Raw genomic sequence first — 20400 nt, 5'->3', positions numbered from 1 at the left:
CCGGCAGGACAGAGGGGGGTGTGACGGATCGCAACCTTGGCAATTACCCGACAAACCCCACGCGCTTGTGGCTGCCATCGCAGAACGGCTTGTTGGCGGAGTGGCCGCAGCGGCAGAGGAAGGTGCGTTGTGTGCGGTCGACCGTGTGGCCGGTGCCGGTGACGATTTCGAGATTGCCTTCGAGCTTGAGCGGGCCGTTGGTCGTCGGCGTGACGGTCAGCGGGCCATTCCTGGCTTCCAGCGCCGGCGTGTCTTTCAGCGCCGGCTCGCCGGTGGCGGTGAAGCCCGCTTTGTTGTGGCTGCCGTCGCAGAACGGCTTGTTTTCCGAGGCGCCGCAGCGGCAGAGCGTGGCACGGTAAAACGTTTCGCCGCCCAGCACGATCTCGGCATGCAGGGCCAGCGGGCCGTTTTCCCTTATGCGCACAATGTTGACTACCGGCGGCTGTTCCTGCGGCCCGCCATCCTTGCGGACATAGGTGATGGCGCCGGACGGGCAGCCTTCGGCGAGCGCCACGATCTTCTCGACGCTGGCCGCCTCGGGGTGGATCCACTGGTCGGGCGCATTGGGCACGAAGACACGCGGATCGCCAAGCACGCAGTTGCGCGAATGGATGCAACGTTTTCCCGAAAAGCCGATCTCTATGTTTTCGCCTTCGACCACTGCCATGGGTGGGATCTCCTCTCGGACTACGCTATGGCGACGGCCAGGACGACGTCAAGGCAGCATTCTCCACCGTGAGGGCCGACCTCGGGCGCGGCGGGAAGGGAATTCGCATTTTTTGCTCGCAGCACCACATTTTGTTCTTGCTTTGTGCCGGCAGCTATGCTAGTAATCTGACTATGGTGCCAATTGGCTCCAACGACCCGCCCCACCGAGGCGGGTTTTTTGTTTCAGCTTTGAATTCCGGCGTTGCCGGCCGACGTTGGCGGGACAGCGCTCCGCTGCTATGGCCTCTGTACGACCACCTGGCCCACAAGGGTGAGGCAATCGCATACGGGAGTCCCCCTCATCCGGCCGCTTCGCGGCCACCTTCTCCCCGAGGGGAGAAGAGGCTGGCGCCAGTGCAGGCGACTTCCTCTCCCCTCGGGGAGAGGTCGGATTGCCCCGAATTCCCCTTCGCAATTCGGTTGGCAATCCGGGTGAGGGGGCGCTTGCCGGTGTGCAATAGCCCTCGAACAAAAGGGAGACAGTTCACGGAACCAGATCGATTTCCTCGGTCTCGCCGCCACTGCAGGTGTAGCAGCAATCGTCGCATTTTTCCGCGTTGGCCGGGCCGACACCCCAATAGGTATTCTCGTCACCATCGACCCAGGCGCCGTAGCAGATCGATTCGCCGTCATTGCAGGACAGCGGGATCGACTTGGTCTCGCCGTCGTTGAGATAATAATCCTGATTGTTGCCCGGCCAGACGTGGTCGCGGTCCTGGCTGTACAGTTCGACGCGCATGGCGTTGGGATGGCTGTTCTTGATCTCGAACGTGACATCGCCGGCATGCGCGACGGGCGCAAACAATCCGACGATGAACAGCGCAGCGGCAACGCGGCGCGCGAAAGCGTAAGACAACATGATGATTCCCCCCGGAATGAAACGGCCTGCTCGGCCGCGCGGGGGAACATGGCATGGCGGGTTGAAGGGTGGAAGAGGTGATTGCGGCATTTGCGTCGCAAGACGCGCGAGGCTGCCAAGGAAGACCCCTCTCCGGTTTGCTTCGCAAACCACCTCTCCCCACTTCGTGGGGCGAGGAAACCGCCAATCGCCGAAGCCTCACAAGACCTGGGTTCCTCGCCCCCACATGGTGGGGGAGAGGTGGCCGCGAAGCTGCCGGAGAGGGGCGGTCCGACGGGCTCAACGATCGGGCTTCAGCAGGGTCCATATCCAGCCGATGAATGTGAGCACCAGGAAGGGATATCCGGCAGCGGGCAGCGGCGCCGAGGTCGGCAGCAAAGGGGTGCCCCAGAGGATCAGGCCCACTGAGACGACGAACAGCACAGCCGCCACGACAGCGGTGAGCCGCATCCACAGGGCGAAGGTTTTCGGCGCGCTGACCATGACCAGCGCCGCCGCCCAGAGCGAGATACCGCCGACATAGGAGGGCACGCTGGCCTCAAGCCCCGCCGCATTGCCGGCGAGCAGCAGGCTCTCGCCGGCGAGAAAGGTCAGAAATCCGGCCGCCACGCAGTCATTGCCCAGCCGCTGATATTTCATCGTCAGCAGCGCGGTTGCTACCACCAGTGCGACGCCGTCGATCGTCCAGAGTGTTTCGCGAAGGGACGCGCTCTCGACGAAGGTGCCGACGAGGCCCATCGCGCCGCCGATGGCAAGGCCGATCGCGGCGATCGTGTCGGAGATAGCAGGGCTGGCGGGACGCATCGGGACCTCCCTTCCAAGCTCAAGGATACTTCAAGACGGGACCTTCTCCAATGGCGGCCCGCTGCCTAAAGCGAAGGGCATTGGCCGGCGCATATTTAATCGCATCGGGAGGCGGTTCGGTCAGCTCGAAATTGGGAACAGCCCGGCCACGGGGGAAATGGGCGTAACCCCGTTCAATCCCCCATCTTCAGCGCCTGGATAAACGCCTCTTGCGGGATATCCACTTTCCCGAACTGGCGCATCCGCTTCTTGCCCTCTTTCTGCTTGTCGAGCAGCTTGCGTTTGCGTGAGACGTCGCCGCCGTAGCATTTGGCCGTGACGTCCTTGCGCAGCGCCGAGATGGTCTCGCGGGCGATGACCTTGCCGCCGATGGCCGCCTGGATCGGGATCTTGAACAGATGGTTCGGGATCAGCTCCTTCAGCTTCTCGCACATCAGCCGGCCGCGCTTTTCCGCGGCCGTGCGGTGGACCAGCGTCGACAGCGCGTCGACCGGCTCCTCATTGACCAGGATCGACATTTTGACCAGGTCGCCTTCCTTGTAGTCGGTGAGGTGATAATCGAAGGAGGCGTAGCCCTTTGAGATCGACTTCAGCCGGTCGTAGAAGTCGAACACGACCTCGTTGAGCGGCAGGTCGTAGATCAGCATGGCACGCTTGCCGACATAGGACAGATCGAACTGGATGCCGCGCCTGTCCTGGCAGAGTTTCAGGATACCGCCGAGATAGTCGTCCGGGGTCAGGATGGTGGCGCGGATCCACGGCTCCTCGATGGCCGCAATCTTGACCACGTCGGGCATGTCCGCCGGGTTGTGCAATTCCTTCACCGTGCCGTCGGTCAAAGCCAGGCGGTAGACGACCGAGGGCGCGGTGGCGATGAGGTCGAGATTGAACTCGCGCTCCAGCCGCTCCTGGATGATCTCCAGATGCAGCAAGCCAAGGAAGCCGCAGCGATAGCCGAAGCCAAGTGCCGCACTGGTTTCCATTTCATAGGAGAAGGACGCGTCGTTGAGGCGCAGCTTGCCGACCGCGGCGCGCAGATCCTCGAAATCGGCGGCGTCGACCGGGAACAGGCCGCAGAACACCACCGGCTGCGCCGGCTTGAAGCCGGGCAGGGCCTGCGCCGTCGGGCGCTTGTCCTCGGTGATGGTGTCGCCGACGCGGGTGTCGGCGACTTCCTTGATCGAGCCGGTGAAGAAGCCGAACTCGCCGGGGCCGAGCTCGTCGACATTGACGCGGGCGGGCGTGAAGACGCCGGTGCGCTCGACCAGATATCGGGCGCCGGTGCCCATCATGCGGATGGTCTGGCCCTTCTTCAGCACGCCGTCGATGATGCGGACCAGCACGATGACGCCGAGATAGGCGTCGTACCAGGAGTCGACCAGCATCGCCTTCAGCGGCGCCGCTATGTCGCCCTCGCGCGGCGGCGGCAGATCGTTGACGATGGCCTCGAGCACGTCCGGAATGCCAAGCCCGGTCTTGGCCGAGATCAACACGGCGTTGGAGGCGTCGATGCCGATCACCTCCTCGACCTGCTCGCGGATGCGCTCGGGCTCGGCCGCCGGCAGGTCGACCTTGTTCAGCACCACGACGATCTCGTGGTTGTTGTCGATGGCCTGGTAGACATTGGCCAGCGTCTGCGCCTCGACACCTTGCGAGGCATCGACGACCAGCAGCGAGCCCTCGCAGGCGGCCAGCGAGCGCGACACTTCATAAGCGAAGTCGACATGGCCGGGCGTGTCGATCAGGTTGAGGATGTAATCCTCGCCACTATTGGCGCGGTACTTCAGCCGCACCGTCTGCGCCTTGATGGTGATGCCGCGCTCGCGCTCGATGTCCATCGAGTCCAGCACCTGCTCCTTCATGTCGCGCAGCTCCAGCCCGCCGGTCGACTGGATCAGCCGGTCGGCAAGCGTGGATTTGCCGTGGTCGATATGGGCAACGATGGAGAAATTGCGGATGTTTTTGATCGGCGTGGTCATGCGGCGCGCTTTAGCAGGGGCACGCTGCATGGGCAAGCGGCGGGGCGCGGGAGCGGCGGCGGGGGCCAAAGTCGTTAAACTTTGATCCATGAGATTAGAGCATAGTTTGCGCCCGGCGTGATAGCCCACCGGTCTATCGCCGTTTCGGGGGATCGGAATGCCGCTGTCCGCACGCAAATTTCTCAACTCGGTGAGCGGCTCGTTCGCGCCAATGCTCGCCATCTTGCTTATGCCGATGGTTGCCGCATTGGGTTTTTCCATCGACTATACCTCGGCGGTTTCAACCAGGGCCTCGATGCAGAACGCGCTCGATGCCGCGTCGCTGTCGATCACGACGCTGGAGACGACCACGACGTTGGCGGACCGCCAGGTGAAGCTGCAGGAGGCATACCTGGCCAATGGCGGGCAAGGCACGGCCAAGCTCGACAGCTTCGTCGTCGCTACCGACGGCGCTGCCAGCATCAAGGCTTCGGCTGGCTTCGCCATGCCGACGAGTTTCATGCAGATCGTCAAGATCAACACGGTGCAGGTCGGCGTCGCGTCGGCGGTGACAAAGCGGCCGGCATTGGTGGAGGCCACGTTCAAAGTCGATAAGATCTCGGGCTATTGGAACAAAACGATGACGCTCTATGGCACCAAGTTTGGTGACACGCTGGCTAACAAGCTGATGAAGATCGACTACACATACAACGGTTATGGCGACCCTAAGGGCTACGGCACAGCCAGCGTGTATACGATCAACGGAACGACGACCACGCTGGTCCAGCAGCAAGTATGCACGACCGCCACGGTGCTCAGCTTCTACGGCTTGCCCAGCACCACGATCACCCAGACCGACTCATACGGCAGGAAATACGCAACCACCTGCGTCAGCACGATGTATCCCGCGACGAGTGCTGGTGCGGTGATCGACGTCAGCCAGATGGACCAGCTGTACCTGCGGATGGATGTGCCGTCCGGCAATCCATCCGTGCTCAAATCGAACGATCCGGCGACATCGAACCGGCTTTACGCCGACGGCGTCGAAATTGCGAACGGAGAAACCGTCGATATCTTCACGCTCGTGCCATGCGGCCAGAGCAGCAAACAGGCTTGGGAAGATGGCGGCAATCCCGTACCGGCAGCCATTTCGAATGCCGACTTCTTCTACACGGTGACCGGCAAGTGCGCCTTCAACAAGCGGCCTTCGGAGACCGTGCTTACACAATAGCCGGGCCAAGTGCCGATCTCCCCCCGTGTGGGGGAGATGGCCGGCAGGCCAGAGGGGGCGCTGTCCCGCGGCTCTCGTAATTTGCAAATCTGGCAACCTCCAATCCGCTTGGCCCATCCTAGCATCGAGTTGGCGTTACTCGGCGTCCACGTAGGATGACGCTCGGTGGCGCCCCCCTCTGTCCTGCCGGACATCTCCCCCACAAGGGGGGAGATCGGATGTCGCCTCGGCTCTCGCCAATCCCTAAGACGAAAAAACTTGGACTTCTCCTCAATCACGAAGCGGTGATGCTGTAACGAACCGTGCGTCGGCGGCGAAGTTTGGACATGGAACCGCACATGAGGACAGCGATGACCGGATCGAAACGCAGCACGGCCCTTGTCGGGCTTTCCCTGGCACTGTTTTCGGCAATCGGGTTTTCGGCAACCAGCGCGGCTGCCGGCCAGACGCTGACCGTCGTCGAGTTGTTCACCAGCCAGGGCTGTTCGTCCTGCCCGCCGGCCAATGCCAATCTGATCAAGGTCAAGGACCGGCCTGGTGTGCTGGCGCTGTCCTTCAACGTCACCTACTGGGACTATCTCGGCTGGAAGGATACATTCGGCAAAGACGAATTCACGCAGCGCCAGGTCCGCTATGAACCGTCGCTCGGCCGTTCCGGCCCGTTCACGCCGCAAGTGGTGGTCAACGGCAAGGCCGATGCGGTCGGCGCCAGGCCGGGCGAGATCGAGCAGCTGATTTCGAGCGGCGGCCACGCCGATGGACCTTCGCTGTCGCTCGCCGGTGGAAAGGTCAGCATCGGCGCCGGTCCGGTGCCCGGCGGCAAGGCCGATGTCTGGCTGGTGCGTTACGGCAAGGGCGTCATCGAGGTGCCGGTGGCGCGCGGCGAAAACACCGGCCGCACGCTGCCGCACGCCAATGTCGTGCATTCGCTGACCAGGCTGGGCAGTTGGACCGGCGACGCCACCGCGCTGCCGCTGCCGGCGACGACGGGCGGCCTCAGCACCGCGGTGCTGGTCCAGGTGCCGGGCGGCGGGCCGATCCTCGGTGCCGCTGCGAATTAGAACCCGTTCCGAAATTTGCGCAATGCCGCAGCGGCGCCGCCGCATGCGATCAACCCTGCCATAACCCAAGGAGACCACCATGACCAATCACCTGACCCTGGCGGCACTCGCCCTCGCACTTTGCTCGACGGCGCTGTTCGCCGGAGGCGCGGCGCGGGCCGAAGATGCGATGAAGCCGGCGAACGCCATGGCGACAAACGCCATGAAGCCGGCAACCGATGCCATGAAGCCGGCCGGCGCCATGGCGCCTGATGCAATGGCCACAACTGCGATGAAGGCGGGCGATCCGATGAGGGCCGACTGCATGGACAAGGCCGCCGCCGAGACGGACGCCATGAAGAAGGCAGAGGCGACCAAGGCCTGCGATGCCATGGCTCCGGCCAAATAGGCGATGCGCACAGCAATGTGAGAGCCCGGCGGATCTATCCGTCGTATAATCCACACCAGCATCATGGGAGATCAGACATGACCGGAGCCCTGAAACGATCGTCGATTTTCGCAAAAACAGCACTTGCCGCGCTCATTCTCACGGCCGCCGCTGCCGTGTTCTGGCAGACGCCGGCAGTCTCGGCCGAAGACGCGGTGGTGATCCCGCCGCCGGCAATGGACGAGAAGGCCACCGCCGGGACCGAAAAGGCGGTCTTCGCCGGCGGCTGCTTCTGGGGCGTCCAAGGCGTGTTCCAGCACGTCAACGGCGTAACCAGCGCGGTCTCCGGCTATGCCGGCGGCGACAAGGACACGGCCGTCTATGAAATGGTCGGTACCAGCCGGACGGGCCACGCCGAATCCGTCGAGATCACCTATCAGCCGTCCAAAGTCACCTATGGCCAGCTGCTGCAAGTGTATTTCTCGGTCGCGCACAATCCGACGCAACTGAACTACCAGGGGCCGGACAGCGGCACCCAGTACCGCTCGACGATTTTTGCCGAAAACGACACGCAGAAAAAGATCGCCGAAAGCTACATCGCCCAGCTCGACAGGGCCAAGGTGTTTGCAAAGCCGATCGTGACGACGCTGGAGACCGGCAAGACCTTCTATCCGGCCGAGGACTATCACCAGGACTTCCTGACGCTCAACCCGACCTATCCCTATATCGTCTACAATGATCTGCCCAAGGTCGAGAATCTGAAGCGGCTGTTCCCCAATCTCTACAGCGAAAAGCCGGTGCTGGTGCTGGCCGCCAACAAGAGCTGATTTTTTGCGCCGGCGGGCGCGACGGAGAATAAGCGTCGGCGATCCTTCGCACCCCCCTCTGTCCTGCCGGACATCTCCCCCGCAAGGGGGGAGATCGGCTATCACCTCGACCTTCGCCAAATCTCCAACGTTCAGGACGAGCGGAGCGCTGAAACTGCTAATCTCCCCCCTTGCGGGGGAGATGGCCGGCAGGCCAGAGGGGGGTGCTGTCCCGCCAACGTCTCGAAACTACCTCCCCTTTTTCCAGGGCAGGCTCCAACGCACTTTCTCCAGCGTCGCCTTTGCCTCGGCCGAGTCCGGGTCGGGCTCTGTCTCACGATAATGCGCCGAGCCCCGAGGCGGGTAGGCAAGCGTGTTGTTGAGGGCAAATTTGTCGATCTGGCTGAACTCGGGGAAAGGCAGGTTTTCCGCCTCGCGCCAATCGCTGACCCTTTTCTCCGCGGCGATGCGTTTTTCGTCGTCGACCGCAAGATCGGTGGCTCTGTATTCCAGTGACGAAGGGAAGGCGAACTGCGCGCCGGCATCATCCATGATGTTGATCATGGACAACAGGATGTCCTCGCGGATGGCTTGGAATTCGGCCACGTCGGCGGTTTTGACGTAGGTGAACACGTCGATGTCGAGCGAATAGGCGCCGAAGCCGGCAAAGCGCACGCGGCATGGCTCGTCGATGACGCGCGGATGGGCGATCAGCAGCTTGCGCAGCTCGGCCAGGACGTAACGCAGCTGATCGGGCGTCGTCTCGTAGCGCAGCTGCAGCGTCGTCGCGAACCGGGTGCGGTCGCGATGCGCGTAGTTCTCGATCTGCATGCCGGCGAAATCCGAATTCGGCACCGAGATGATCGTGCGGTCGAGCGACCGGATGCGTGTCGAGCGCATGCCGATATGCTCGATCGTGCCGGACTGGTCGCCGAACTTGCAGAAGTCGCCGACGCTGACCGGCCGATCGGCATAGAGCGTCAGGCCGGAGAGGAAGTTCTGCAGCGTCGGCTGCGCCGCCAGCGCCACCGCCAGACCGCCGATGCCGAGACCAGCAATGACGCCTTCGTAGGGAATGGCGAGCACTTCGGCCAACAGCAGGAAGGCGACGACCAGCACGGCGACGCGCGCGACGCCGGTGGACAGCGAAATCAGCGTGTCGTGGTAGCCGGGCACTTGCCACAGTCCACGATAGTGTTCGGCGACCTTGCCGATCAGGTGCCAGACCACCGGCACGGCACCGATCACGATCAGGCTCCAGGCGATTGCCTTGACCGGGGCGGCGACCACTTGCGGCAGACCGAGCGGGCGCAGCGTCAACAGCAGGAAGAACCCAAGCACGATCGAACGCACCGCCCATTCGACGATGCGGAAGAAGGCCGAGCTGTCCGTCCTTCGCACAATCAAGGAAATCAGCGCATTGGCGATGAAGCCGAAAACGATGCCGGCCACTGCGGCAAGGCCGAGCATCCACCACTGCCAGTGCTCCATCGGTCCGGCGCGGGTGAGCAGGCCGGGGCTGATCTCGCGGGCGAGGCCACGGGCGATGAAGAACGGGTCGGTGCTGGCGAAGGCAGCGAACTCCGGCGCCACCGGCACGTCTTCCACGTCGGCGTAGAGCGCGCGGATGTGGACGAGCGTCTCGGGCGTGAACTGCCAGATCTTGCCCTTCTCGGTCTCGACCGGGCCGATGACGATGTTGCCGGCGGGATGCTCGAAATAGATGAAGGGGGTGTTGCTCTTCGGGTCGTCGGGGATCTCCTGCCAGTAGACATAGCCGATGCGGTCGATGACCTTTTTGAGATAGCGCTCGAGCAGGAACGCCTCGTCGCCGCGCACCGCCTGACTGTAGTTGCGCAGGTCGAGCGCCGCCTGTGCCGGATCGCCGGCCTCGGTGAGGCCGCTCAACAGTACCTTGAACGTATCGCGTGGCGAGGCGAGCCTGCTCGGATCGTCGACCATGTCGACGGCTTCGCCACGCGCTTCCTGGAATTCGGCGAGCTTGGCCTGAAGCTGGCCAAGTGGCGGCCCGACGATAGACCACTCGCCATTCTTGCGGCGAAAGGTGAGATCGAAGGAAACCCTGGTGCCATATTGCGGGAGCGTCGCCGTCACCTCGTCGCCGGCAATCGTATCATGCGGCAGGCTCCACAGGCGGAACGTCGCGTTGTCGATGACGGTGAACAGGAGCTTGGTGTAATCGGGCATGTTGAGGCCGCCGCGGTCGGCCTCGGTGATGTCGACGAGGCCCGCTGCCAGACCGGCAAGACCCATGCCGCCGCCGGTCGCGCGCGGCACGTTGTCGGCGCCGCTCTCGTTCATCGTCTGCAGGAACGAGCGCATGGTGCTCATCGGGCTCGACTGGTCGACACGGACGTCCTCGACGGCGCTGACGCGCACGCCTGTCCACCATTCGGCGGTGGCGACATCGAAACGGCCCATGAAGCTTTCGCCGTCAGGCGACTGGACGAAGGTGAAGGCGCCCTGGCGGTCGCCTTCGAACCAGTGGCCGACAAGCTTGTCGCCTTCGGCCTTCGCCTCGATACGGCCGCTGTAAAGCGGGTAGACGCCCTTTACGTCGGCGCCGGTCTGCTCGAACTTGATCTGGGCGCCGCCGCCGCGCCATTTCGTGTCCCACACGCCGGTCCAGCTGGCCGCGTCCTGCGCATGCGCCTGCGGCATGGCCGGCAGCAGGCCTGCAAGCGCGAGTGCGCCGACCAGCGCGACCGTCCGGATCAGCATCAGCAACAGCCGATCCTGTCTCGCCGCAAAACAGGGGGTCATTCTGTTGCCCTTCTTCTGCCGGCGATTCTGCTGGGCCGGCCAGAGAAGGTTATTCCGCTTGAAGATGAATATTCTGTTTCGGCCGGCGCCGGCGAAGCCGGTCAGTCATAGGTCAGATCCGTCGCCTTGCCGCCGAACACGCGGTAGGCAAAGAACGAATAGAAGATGATGATCGGCAGCACGACGACTGTCCCGACCAGGATGACGGCCAGGCTTTCGGGTGCCGAAGCAGCCTGCCAGATGGTCAGCCGGTCGGGCACGACGAAGGGGTAGAACGACCAGGCGAGCCCGGCAAAGCCAAGCGTGAAGATCGCGGCCAATGTCAGGAACGGGAGCAGCGCGTGGCGATCGTCGGGCTTCGGCAGATGAAAGGTCTGGCGCCACAGCCACAGGAACAGCACTGCCGATAGGATCGGCAACGGCGACAAATAGAGCATGGCCGGCCAGACGAACCATTTGTCGAAGATGCGCGCGCTGGCAAAGGGCGTGGCCAGTGATACTGCAACCATGCCGAGCGCGGTCAGCACCAGTGCCGTGCGCAGCCACAGCACCGCTTTCTTCTGCAAGTCGCCTTCCGTCTTGTAGATGACCCAGGCCGCGCCCATCGCCGCGTAGGCGGCGGCAAGGCAGAGCGCCACCAGCGCCCCGAAAGCCATGCCGCCAGGGCCGACGTCGAGGCCGAGCACATAGACGCCGAGCATATAGCCCTGCGCCAGCGACGCGATGACCGAACCGAGGAAGAAGATGCGGTTCCAGCGGTGCTTCCTGCCGGCCGGCACTTTGGCGCGGAAATCGAAGGCGACGCCGCGCAGGATCAAGCCGACCAGCAGCACGAAAACCGGAATGTAGAGCGCGGTCAGGATGGTGCCGTGCGCCAATGGGAAGGCGACCAGCAGCAGGCCGACCGCCAGCACCAGCCAGGTCTCGTTGGCGTCCCAGAACGGGCCGATGGCGGCGATCATCGTATCCTGTTCGGTGTCTTCGGCTGCGGCGAACAGGATGCCGATGCCGAGATCGAAGCCGTCGAGGATGACGTAGATCAGGATGGCTAGGCCCATCAGGCCGGCGAAGATCAGAGGCAACAGGGTCGGCCAGTCGAAGCTCATGATGTTTCTCCCGGTTGCGCAACCGGCTGCGACAGCGGCCTGTTCATGACGCCCGGCAGCGGCGAGGTGTCACCATCCTTCGCCGCCTTCAATGCCAGATGCACCAACACGCCGAGATAGGCGATCAGCAGCAGCACGTAGAGGATGAGATAGACCGCGAGCGACAGCGCGACATGGCTGCCGGCGACCGGGCCGACAGCATCGGCGGTACGCAGCACGCCGGTGACCAGCCAGGGCTGGCGGCCGATCTCGGTGGTGTACCAGCCGGCCAGCGTCGCCAGCCAGCCGGACAGCGCCATCGGCACCATGACCAGCGCCAGCGGCTTAGGCAGGCTGTGGCAGCGCTTGAGGAAGAAGGCCGCCGACCAGGAGACGGCGAGCATCAACAGGCCGGTGCCGACCATGATGCGAAAGCCCCAGAACACCGGAAACACCGGAGGATGGTTGCCGGCATAATCGTTCAGCCCCGGTACGATGCCGCCGGCGCTGTGCCTGAGGATGAGGCTGGCGCCGTCGGGAATGGTGAGCTCGAACCTGTTCTCCTTGGCCGCTTCGTCGGGAAGCGCAAACAGCACCAGCGGCACGTTGGGACCGGTGTTCCAGTTGGCCTCCATGGCGGCGATCTTCTGCGGCTGATGTTCAAGCGTGTTGAGGCCGTGCTGGTCGCCGGCAAAGATCTGGATCGGGATCAGGATCGCGGCGGCGAAGACACCGGTGCGCAGCGCCTTCCACATCGATTCCGAGCGATCGCCGTAGAGATAGCGCAGCGCCGACAGGCCAGCGATCAGGAACGAGACGGTCAGCCCCGAAGCAAGCAGCATATGAACGAGCCGGTAGGGCATGGACGGATTGAAGACAACGGCCCACCAGTCGGTGGCGTGCGCAACACCATCGCGAATTTCGAAGCCGGCCGGCGTCTGCATCCACGAATTGAGGGCGATGATCCAGAAGGCGGACAGAGTGGTGCCGCCGGCTACCAGCACCGTCGCCAGCGTGTGGACGCGGTTTGAGACGCGGCGGAAGCCGAACAGCATGATGCCGAGGAACGCCGCCTCGAGGAAAAAGGCCGTCAGGATCTCGTAAGCCAGCAGCGGGCCGGCGATGTTGCCGACCGTCTCCATATAGCCCGGCCAGTTGGTGCCGAACTGAAAACTCATGGTGACGCCGGAAACCACGCCCATGGCGAAGGACAGCGCGAATACCTTAACCCAGGTGAAATAAGCGCGCATCCAGGCGGAGTCGCCTGTCGCGTTGTAGCGGAGCTTGAAGAACAGCAGCACCCAGCCGAGCGCGATGGTGATCGCCGGGAACAGGATGTGGAACGAGATGTTCGCGCCGAACTGTATGCGCGACAGGATGAGCGGGTCCATGGCGGCTCCAGCTGCTGCTTGTTTGTACAAGGATAGGCTTCATGCGCCGGGCGGTCAAAGCGGCGTCCCGCCGCGAGGCGGAACGCCGCAGTGCCGGTTAATCTGCTTTTGCGTGGAATTTTGCTGGACGACCAGGCGGGTGTTGCCTATTCCGGCGAACCTCGATGTCCAGAACTGTCAGGAGCGCCATTGACATCCGGATTTGCGCACCGACATTCAGCGGATTAAATCAACAACTCTGTTTCAAGCAGCCGTTTTCAGCCATGCAGCCGATCATCTCGATTTCCGGGGTCACGAAGACCTACGCCACCGGCTTCAAGGCGTTGAAGGAGATCAATCTCGATATCGTGCGCGGCGAGATATTTGCGCTGCTGGGGCCGAACGGCGCCGGCAAGACGACGCTGATCTCGATCGTCTGCGGCATCGTCAACCGCTCGTCGGGCACCGTCACGGTCGACGGCCATGACATCAACCGCGACTACCGCGCTGCGCGCGGCCTGATCGGGCTGGTGCCGCAGGAACTGACCATCGATGCCTTCGAGAGCGTGTGGGCGACGGTCAATTACAGCCGCGGCCTGTTCGGCAAGCCGGCGGACAAGGCGTTCGTCGAAAAAGTGCTGCGCGACCTGTCGCTCTGGGACAAGAAGGACGTCAAGGCGATCACGCTGTCCGGCGGCATGAAACGCCGGCTGATGATCGCCAAGGCGTTGTCGCACGAGCCGCGAATCCTGTTCCTCGACGAACCGACCGCCGGCGTCGATGTCGAGCTGCGCCAGGACATGTGGGCGATGGTGCGCCGGCTGCGCGAAGACGGCGTCACCATCATCCTGACCACGCACTACATCGAAGAAGCCGAGGCGATGGCCGATCGCGTCGGCGTCATCAACCGCGGCGAGATCGTGCTGGTCGAGGACAAGGCCGAGCTGATGCGCAAGCTTGGCCGCAAACGGCTTGTGCTGGAACTGCGCAGCCCGTTGGCCACCGTTCCCGATGCTTTTTCGCACTACGCGCTGGAGCTTTCGCCCGATGGCGGGCAGCTGACCTATACCTATGACAACCAGAGCGAACGGCCGGGCGTCGCCTCGCTGATCCGCGAGCTCGAGGCGGCCGGCATCCAGTTCCGCGACATCGATACGGAAAACAGCTCGCTCGAGGAGATCTTCGTCAATCTGGTGAGGAAACAGGCATGAACCCGCGCGCGGCCATGAACCTTCATGCGGTATGGGCGATTTATCGGGTGGAGATGGCGCGCGCCCTTCGCACTGTGCTGCAGAGCATCGTTTCGCCGGTCATTTCGACGTCGCTCTATTTCGTCGTCTTCGGCTCGGCCATCGGCTCGCGCATCACCGAGATCGACGGCATCAGCTACGGCGCCTTCATCGTGCCGGGGCTGATTATGCTGTCGCTGCTGACGCAGTCGATCTCCAACGCCTCCTTCGCCATCTACTTTCCGAAATTCGTCGGCTCGATCTACGAATTGCTGTCGGCGCCGGTGTCCTATCTGGAGATCGTCATCGCCTATGTCGGAGGTGCGGCGACAAAGTCGATCGTGCTTGGCCTGATCATTTTGGCGACGGCCTCGCTGTTCGTGCCGCTGACGATCGAGCATCCGTTCTGGATGCTCGCTTTCCTGGTGCTGACGGCCGTGACCTTCAGCCTGTTCGGCTTCATCATCGGCATCTGGGCAAGAAGCTTCGAGCAACTGCAGCTGGTGCCGCTGCTGATCATCACACCGCTGACCTTCCTCGGCGGCAGCTTCTATTCGATCAACATGCTGCCCGGCATCTGGCGCACGGTGACGCTGTTCAACCCGGTGGTCTACCTGGTTAGCGGCTTCCGCTGGAGCTTCTACGGCAAATCCGACGTTTCGGTCGGCGTCAGCCTCGGCATGACGGTGGTCTTCCTGCTTGTCTGCATAGCGATCGTCGCCTGGATCTTCAGAACCGGCTACCGGCTGCGCAACTGATCGATTGGCCTTGCCAAGCAAAGCAGCCTTATCGATCAACGGAAACAGCACTGAGTGCAGCCCCTGCAACGATAGCCCCTTGACCTTCATGTTTTGTTATATATCATGTTATGATTTATCGCGAGGCGGATTGGCCTATGGAAGACGTCATACGATCGCTTGGCTTCCTGTGCCTGGGCAGCAGGATGAAGCGTATAGGCGAGCAACTGCAAGCGGAGGCGCAGCGCCTTCTCGACCGGCTGGATGTTCCGGTTCAGGCGAGCCAGTACCCACTGCTGGCCGCGCTCGACAGGCTAGGCCCCCTGCCTGTCGGGGAACTGGCGCAATCCCTTGGCATCGCGCAGCCAGGCGTAACGCGAAGCGTCTCGCTTCTCGCCGAGTTGGGATTGCTCGAGGTCAGTCCGTCGATCGATGACCAGCGGCGCAGGATCGTCTCCCTCACCAGGGACGGCCGGCGGCTGGTCGATGTCGCAAAGCGCGAGGTCTGGCCGCGCATCGAGAACGCCGTCGCGGATCTGTGCGCGGATCTTTCGGGGCCGCTTCTCGATCAGTTGGCCGCCATCGAGGACGGCCTCGCCGCGGCTCCTCTCGACCGTCGTGCACCAAAACCGAGAGATGCCGTGCAATGAAACACCTGCTTGACCGCCCGATCTGGAGCGCGCTTCAGACGCGACATCAGGCCTTCGCGCAAGGTGGCAACCTCGCCAGGCGATATCGGCCGTCGATTGTTCCTTTCGCCGCCACTGGCGCGGACGACGCGGAAAGCCTGCGGGCGCTCGAAAAGCTTGTCTCCCCGGGCGAGAGTGTGATCCTGCTTCAAGCGGACGCCATTGCTCTGCCCACGGGGCTTTCCGCGACTTCGACCGCGGCCGGGGTTCAGATGATTGCCGAGCAGCCATTGCAGATCGTGTCCGACGGGCGCGTGCAACGTCTGACGCGAGACGACGCCGCTGAGATGCTGGCTCTGGCGTTGGTCACCAAGCCTGGCCCATTCACGCTCGAAGCCTTGAGCCTGGGCGATTTTTGGGGTGTGAAAATCGAGGGCAGACTTGCAGCAATGGCCGGCGAGCGCATGAAGCAACCTGGCTATACCGAACTCAGCGGAGTGTGCTCACATCCGAAATTTCGCGGCGGTGGCCTGGGCAAGCTGTTGTCCATATTCGTGGCAAACCGGATAGTGGCGCGCGACGAAATTCCCTATCTCCACGCTTATGCCAGCAACGCCACGGCCATTAGACTTTACGAGTCCATTGGCTTCAGGTTGCGAAGCACAATGAATGTGGCCGTGGTTCAGCGCACCGAATGATTCGTCGGCGCATAATGCGTAGCATGGATGCATCCCGCATCGGGAAAGGAAGGATTTCGTATCGCCGAAATCCTTCCTTGAGACTGCAAGACCTTGCTGCGTGTCAGACCGCGATCTTGCCACCACCTTGCCTGGTGATGGCAACGACCGCCGGCCGCACCGGCATGTCCGGCTTGAAGTCGGGCCAGCGGGTCGACAAATCCTCATAGTAGGACGGACGGCCGAAAGCCTCCCAGTCCTCGCCACCGTCGCCTGGATGCTGGACGGCAACGAAAGCGGTCTGGTCGTCCGGCGCAAACAGGGGACCACACATTTCGGCGCCGATCGGCACGCGGAAGAACAGTTTTGAGGTCGCCCGCGCCGGCCCTTCCGTATCGACCGCCCACAGACCGTCGGTGCGGCCAGTGGCCTTCGGACCCTGACCGTCGGTGGCGACCCAGAGGCGGCCGGTCGAATCAACCGCGCAATTGTCCGGCATGCCGAACCAGCCATTGGCCGTGGTTGCGGTCGAGAAGGTGGCGCCGACTGCCGCAACCGAGGGATCACCGCATTTCAAGAGCACCTCCCACTTGCCCTTGGTGGCGGCAAAATCGCCGCCGTCCTCGACGATCTCGATGATGTGGCCAAAGGCATTTTCGGCACGCGGGTTGGCGGCGTCGACCTGATCGGCCTTGCGCTTCGAATTGTTGGTCAGCATGACATAGACCTTGCCGTTGGCGGCATTGGGCTGGATGTCTTCAGGGCGGTCCATCTTGGTGGCGCCGAGCAGGTCGGCGGCGCGGCGCGTCTCGATCAGCACGTCGGCCTGGCTGGCAAAGCCGTTCTCCGCCGTCAGCGGCCCTTGGCCGAAGACGATCGGCAGCCATTCGACCGAACCGTCGTCGGCAAACTTGGCGACATGCAAGGTGCCGTCGTCGAGCAAATCCATATTGGCGGCGCGGTCGTCCGGATTGAACTTGCCTGTGGTGACGAACTTATAGACATAGTCGAAGCGCTCGTCGTCGCCGAGGTAAAAGACGACACGGCCATCCTTGGCGACGATCGATTCGGCGCCCTCATGCTTGAAGCGGCCCATTGCGGTGCGCTTCTTCGGCACCGAAGTCGGATCCTGGACGTCGACCTCGACGATCCAGCCAAAGCGGTTCGGCTCGTTCGGCTCCTTGCCGATGTCGAAACGGTCGTAATGCGCTGTCCATTCATAAGCACCTTCGGGAATGCCGAGGCGCTTGTAATTGGCCGCTTCCTTGTGGCCTTGCGGCAGCTCGCCCGAGAAATAGCCGTGGATGTTCTCCTCGGCCATGACATAAGTGCCCCACGGCGTGACGCCGCCGGCGCAGTTGTTGACGGTGCCGACAACTTTCGTGCCGCTCGGGTCGGCGCTGGTCTTGACTCGGTCATGGCCGGCGACGGGGCCGGACAGCGCGATCTCGGTGTTGGAGGTGATGCGGCGGTTGAGCTTGCCGTCGCGAACGACCTGCCATTTGCCGGCTTCCTTGCGGATCTCGACAATGGTGCCGCCATGCGCGGTCATCTCGACGTCGACTTGTTCCTTGCTGAGAGGCGCCTGCTTGGCTTTGCCATCGACGATGGTGACGAGGCCCGGAAACATCAGGTGCGGATTGGTGTATTCGTGGTTGACCACCAGCAGGCCGTGCTCGGCCGAGCCGTCGATCGGGATATAACCGACATAGTCATTGTTGTAGCCGAATTGTCTGGCCTGGGCTTCCGCCGACTGCTTTGTCGGATCGAATTCCGGCGAATCGGCGAACAGCGGATCGCCCCAGCGCAGCAGCACGTCGGCGTCATAGCCGGGTGCGACGTGATGCTTGTCGTCGATGCCGGCCTCGAGCTCGTCGAAAGCGAAGGCGGAGCCTTCGGCGGCGCGGGCGTTGTCGGCGGTGATCAGCGCCAGCGGGCTGACGGTAGCGGCTATGGCCGAGACGGCAAGCGAGCCCTTGAGGAAGCCGCGGCGCGAGAACCGCGCGGCGATGATCTCACCCATGGTGCGGTTGTCGCTGGGATTGGCTCCTGGCCCATCGTTTTCCTCGAGCAGGCTGGTGCGGAAATGAGCGTCAGGGGTGCGATGTTCGGTCATAGGGCCTGCCTCTGGCTGGATGGATTGCTGGAGCGTTTTGCCTGGCCAATCCGGTATCGCCGGCAGGTCACAGTTTGATGACATGCCGGCTAATTGCCATCTGCGATTTCGTGCCCAACATCAGCCCCGCTTGACCGCGACCGGCGCTTCGGAAACAAGAGCTGCGGCAGGCGCGCAAGGACCGCATCGGGAGGAGCAAAAAGTGAGTTTCTGGGGACTTGGGCAGCTCTGCATTTCGACAGTGATCTTCCTGCTTGCGGCGACGGCGGCGAAGCAATGGGGACTGGCGCCGAGCTTTGGCAAGATCGTGCTGACGTTGGCGCTCTATTCGCTCGGCAATCTGATCATGCTGAGGCTGATCCGTGAATTCGGCATGTCGGTGTCGTTCAGCCTGTCAGCGGTGATCCAGCTGGTGTCGGTGAATGTGGTGGCGCTGGTCTTCTTCGGCGAGCGCGTCAATGCCTTGCAGGCGACCGGCATCGTGCTTGCCATCGCAGCTGTGGCGCTGATCACGCTCGGACCCTATCTGCAAAGGCTGTAACTGCGATCGGGCCGATGAAGAAGACCGCAAGCAGACTGCGCAACTGGCTGGAGTTCCCGGTTCTGCTGGCCGGGCTGATCATTGCCGGCGGGCTGTGGGGGTTCGAGGAGCTAATGGAGATGGCGCGGGCCACTACGCCGCATGCCTTCGATACCGAAATCCTGCTTGCCTTCCGCAAGGCCGGCCAACCCGACAATCCGATCGGACCGGCGTGGCTGGAAGGAGCGATGCGCGACATCACCAGCCTCGGCAGCGCCAGCGTGTTGGTGCTGATCACGGCAGCAATGATCGTCTATCTGCTCCTCATCCGCAGGCCAGGCGCGGCGCTTCTCATGTTCATCGCGGTAGCGGGCGGCCAGGTCCTGTCAAGCGTGCTCAAGTTCGATATAGATCGGCCGCGCCCCGATCTGGTCTCGCATCTCGCCGACGTGGCATCACTTTCGTTTCCGAGCGGCCACGCCATGCTGTCGGCGGTGACATATTTGACGCTGGGCAGCATGGCGGCGCGGTTTTTGCCCGGGCGGACAACGAAGATCTATGTGCTCGGTCTGGCGGTGCTGACGACGGTGGTGGTCGGCATCAGCCGCATCTATCTCGGCGTCCACTGGCCCTCCGACGTATTGGCCGGCTGGTGCGCCGGCTTTGCCTGGGCGATGCTGTGCTGGCTTGCGGCCCGGTTCCTGCAGCGATGGCTCGGGCGGGCCGGCGGCACCTGACTCATGTCAGTCGATTTGCGGTCAAATCAGCCTGTTGATCAGGCCATGACCGCAGCCTGCCAGCAGGAAAACCATCGACAGCAAGGCTGTCGAGGTCGCCAACGCATTGAATATCTTCACCTGCTCATCCTTTTTGAGTCGTTGCCTGTGAAATCGGGATCGCAATGGATGTCCCGCCAAACGATGCCGAAATTGTAGCATGCTAGCGCATCGGCTGGCAAAGAGTGCTGCATGTTTCACATATGCAAGATGATGCTTGAACCATCATAATGAAGGTATTACACGTGATATCGCAGACTCAGACGGGGGTTATGGCCGATGATCACTGCCGCGCAGATGCGTGCCGCGAGGGCGCTGGCCGGCATCGATCAGAAGACGCTCGCCGAGCGCGCCGGGGTTTCGCTTCCAACCATTCAGCGCATGGAAGCGAGCGACGGCGTGGTCCGGGGCGTGGTCGATACGCTGATGAAGGTCATCCAGGCCCTTGAAGAGGCCGGGGTCGAGCTGATCGGCGACAACCAGGCGAGCGAGCGTGGCGGCAGGGGCGTTCGCCTCAAGCCTGTCACGCCGCAGAACCCGCAAGGCTGACGGTACTGCCGCATCGCCGAAAATCGAAATCGATTTTCGGATAGTCCAATGCGCGGTTCAAAAGTGTTGGAGCGTACCTGTGCGTCGATTTGGACGCACGCCGCTCCAAGTCGCGACGGCGACCGCCGACAGTC

General features: G+C 62.9%; 19 protein-coding genes. 11 read left to right on the top strand and 8 right to left on the bottom strand.

The genetic code is table 11. The features are described from left to right. Window positions 1-43: 43 nt before the first annotated feature. From NKH71_RS24265 to lepA, 4 genes are all read right to left on the bottom strand, one after another. Complete coding sequence (locus NKH71_RS24265; RefSeq protein ID WP_352481394.1) at window positions 44-667, bottom strand: CDGSH iron-sulfur domain-containing protein; 624 nt, start codon at window positions 665-667, stop codon at window positions 44-46. 525 nt (window positions 668-1192) lie between these two features. After that, window positions 1193-1567: a hypothetical protein gene (locus NKH71_RS24260; protein ID WP_502896353.1), complete on the bottom strand. Its 375-nt coding sequence runs from the start codon at window positions 1565-1567 to the stop codon at window positions 1193-1195. Between the two features lie 279 nt (window positions 1568-1846). Then, window positions 1847-2371, bottom strand: coding sequence for a hypothetical protein (locus NKH71_RS24255; protein ID WP_352481393.1), 525 nt, complete (start codon window positions 2369-2371; stop codon window positions 1847-1849). A gap of 173 nt (window positions 2372-2544) precedes the next feature. Continuing rightward, the gene (lepA, locus tag NKH71_RS24250) at window positions 2545-4350 is read right to left on the bottom strand and encodes a translation elongation factor 4 (protein ID WP_352895375.1); all 1806 of its coding nucleotides are present in this window, start codon (window positions 4348-4350) and stop codon (window positions 2545-2547) included. A gap of 157 nt (window positions 4351-4507) precedes the next feature. Between lepA and NKH71_RS24245 the strand changes: the two genes are divergently transcribed. The 4 genes from NKH71_RS24245 (at window position 4508) to msrA (ending at window position 7815) form a co-directional block, all read left to right on the top strand. Further along, entirely contained in the window at window positions 4508-5560 is a 1053-nt protein-coding gene (locus tag NKH71_RS24245) for a TadE/TadG family type IV pilus assembly protein (RefSeq protein WP_352481391.1), read from the top strand. A 350-nt stretch (window positions 5561-5910) separates the two neighbouring features. After that, on the top strand, window positions 5911-6621 hold the full coding sequence (locus tag NKH71_RS24240; RefSeq protein ID WP_352895374.1) for a DUF1223 domain-containing protein: 711 nt from the start codon (window positions 5911-5913) through the stop codon (window positions 6619-6621). Window positions 6622-6700: 79 nt separating this feature from the next. Beyond that, a complete protein-coding gene (locus tag NKH71_RS24235) occupies window positions 6701-7009 on the top strand; it encodes a hypothetical protein (RefSeq protein WP_352640359.1) in 309 nt (102 codons plus the stop codon). Between the two features lie 77 nt (window positions 7010-7086). Then, window positions 7087-7815, top strand: a complete 729-nt coding sequence (msrA, locus tag NKH71_RS24230) for a peptide-methionine (S)-S-oxide reductase MsrA (RefSeq protein WP_352481388.1) — start codon at window positions 7087-7089, stop codon at window positions 7813-7815. A 228-nt stretch (window positions 7816-8043) separates the two neighbouring features. Here msrA and NKH71_RS24225 read toward each other — a convergent pair whose 3' ends face one another. The 3 genes from NKH71_RS24225 to NKH71_RS24215 all read right to left on the bottom strand — a co-directional run bounded on the left by NKH71_RS24225 (window position 8044) and on the right by NKH71_RS24215 (window position 13054). Further along, window positions 8044-10578 (bottom strand): mechanosensitive ion channel family protein, encoded by a 2535-nt coding sequence (locus NKH71_RS24225; RefSeq protein WP_352895373.1) that lies wholly within the window; start codon window positions 10576-10578, stop codon window positions 8044-8046. Window positions 10579-10679: 101 nt separating this feature from the next. Continuing rightward, complete coding sequence (locus NKH71_RS24220; protein WP_352481386.1) at window positions 10680-11684, bottom strand: cytochrome d ubiquinol oxidase subunit II; 1005 nt, start codon at window positions 11682-11684, stop codon at window positions 10680-10682. Next, entirely contained in the window at window positions 11681-13054 is a 1374-nt protein-coding gene (locus tag NKH71_RS24215; protein ID WP_352895372.1) for a cytochrome ubiquinol oxidase subunit I, read from the bottom strand. The genes NKH71_RS24220 and NKH71_RS24215 overlap by 4 nt, the downstream gene beginning before the upstream one ends. A gap of 263 nt (window positions 13055-13317) precedes the next feature. On the opposite strand from NKH71_RS24215, the gene NKH71_RS24210 reads away from it, so the two are divergent. From NKH71_RS24210 to NKH71_RS24195, 4 genes are all read left to right on the top strand, one after another. After that, complete coding sequence (locus NKH71_RS24210) at window positions 13318-14244, top strand: ABC transporter ATP-binding protein (RefSeq protein WP_352895371.1); 927 nt, start codon at window positions 13318-13320, stop codon at window positions 14242-14244. 14 nt (window positions 14245-14258) lie between these two features. Continuing rightward, complete coding sequence (locus NKH71_RS24205; RefSeq protein WP_023718882.1) at window positions 14259-15020, top strand: ABC transporter permease; 762 nt, start codon at window positions 14259-14261, stop codon at window positions 15018-15020. A gap of 137 nt (window positions 15021-15157) precedes the next feature. Continuing rightward, window positions 15158-15649 carry a MarR family winged helix-turn-helix transcriptional regulator gene (locus NKH71_RS24200; protein WP_023718881.1) on the top strand — a complete coding sequence of 164 codons (492 nt, stop codon included), beginning with the start codon at window positions 15158-15160 and terminating at the stop codon, window positions 15647-15649. Beyond that, on the top strand, window positions 15646-16326 hold the full coding sequence (locus NKH71_RS24195; RefSeq protein WP_352481385.1) for a GNAT family N-acetyltransferase: 681 nt from the start codon (window positions 15646-15648) through the stop codon (window positions 16324-16326). Before NKH71_RS24200 ends, NKH71_RS24195 begins: the two co-directional genes overlap by 4 nt. A 103-nt stretch (window positions 16327-16429) precedes the next feature. On the opposite strand, the gene NKH71_RS24190 is transcribed toward NKH71_RS24195, so the two are convergent. Further along, entirely contained in the window at window positions 16430-18421 is a 1992-nt protein-coding gene (locus NKH71_RS24190) for a PhoX family protein (RefSeq protein ID WP_352895370.1), read from the bottom strand. Between the two features lie 202 nt (window positions 18422-18623). On the opposite strand from NKH71_RS24190, the gene NKH71_RS24185 reads away from it, so the two are divergent. The 3 genes from NKH71_RS24185 to NKH71_RS24175 all read left to right on the top strand — a co-directional run bounded on the left by NKH71_RS24185 (window position 18624) and on the right by NKH71_RS24175 (window position 20266). Beyond that, window positions 18624-18962, top strand: coding sequence for a hypothetical protein (locus tag NKH71_RS24185; protein WP_023718878.1), 339 nt, complete (start codon window positions 18624-18626; stop codon window positions 18960-18962). A 14-nt stretch (window positions 18963-18976) separates the two neighbouring features. Further along, complete coding sequence (locus tag NKH71_RS24180) at window positions 18977-19678, top strand: phosphatase PAP2 family protein (protein WP_023718877.1); 702 nt, start codon at window positions 18977-18979, stop codon at window positions 19676-19678. A 318-nt stretch (window positions 19679-19996) separates the two neighbouring features. Continuing rightward, window positions 19997-20266, top strand: coding sequence for a helix-turn-helix domain-containing protein (locus tag NKH71_RS24175; RefSeq protein WP_023718875.1), 270 nt, complete (start codon window positions 19997-19999; stop codon window positions 20264-20266). The last annotated feature ends 134 nt before the right edge of the window (window positions 20267-20400 follow it).

Source organism: Mesorhizobium sp. M0983, from assembly GCF_040318975.1.
Taxonomy (GTDB): Bacteria; Pseudomonadota; Alphaproteobacteria; order Rhizobiales; family Rhizobiaceae; genus Mesorhizobium.
Note: the sequence above shows the minus strand (reverse complement) of the source record. Positions and strands in the feature narration are given on the sequence as shown.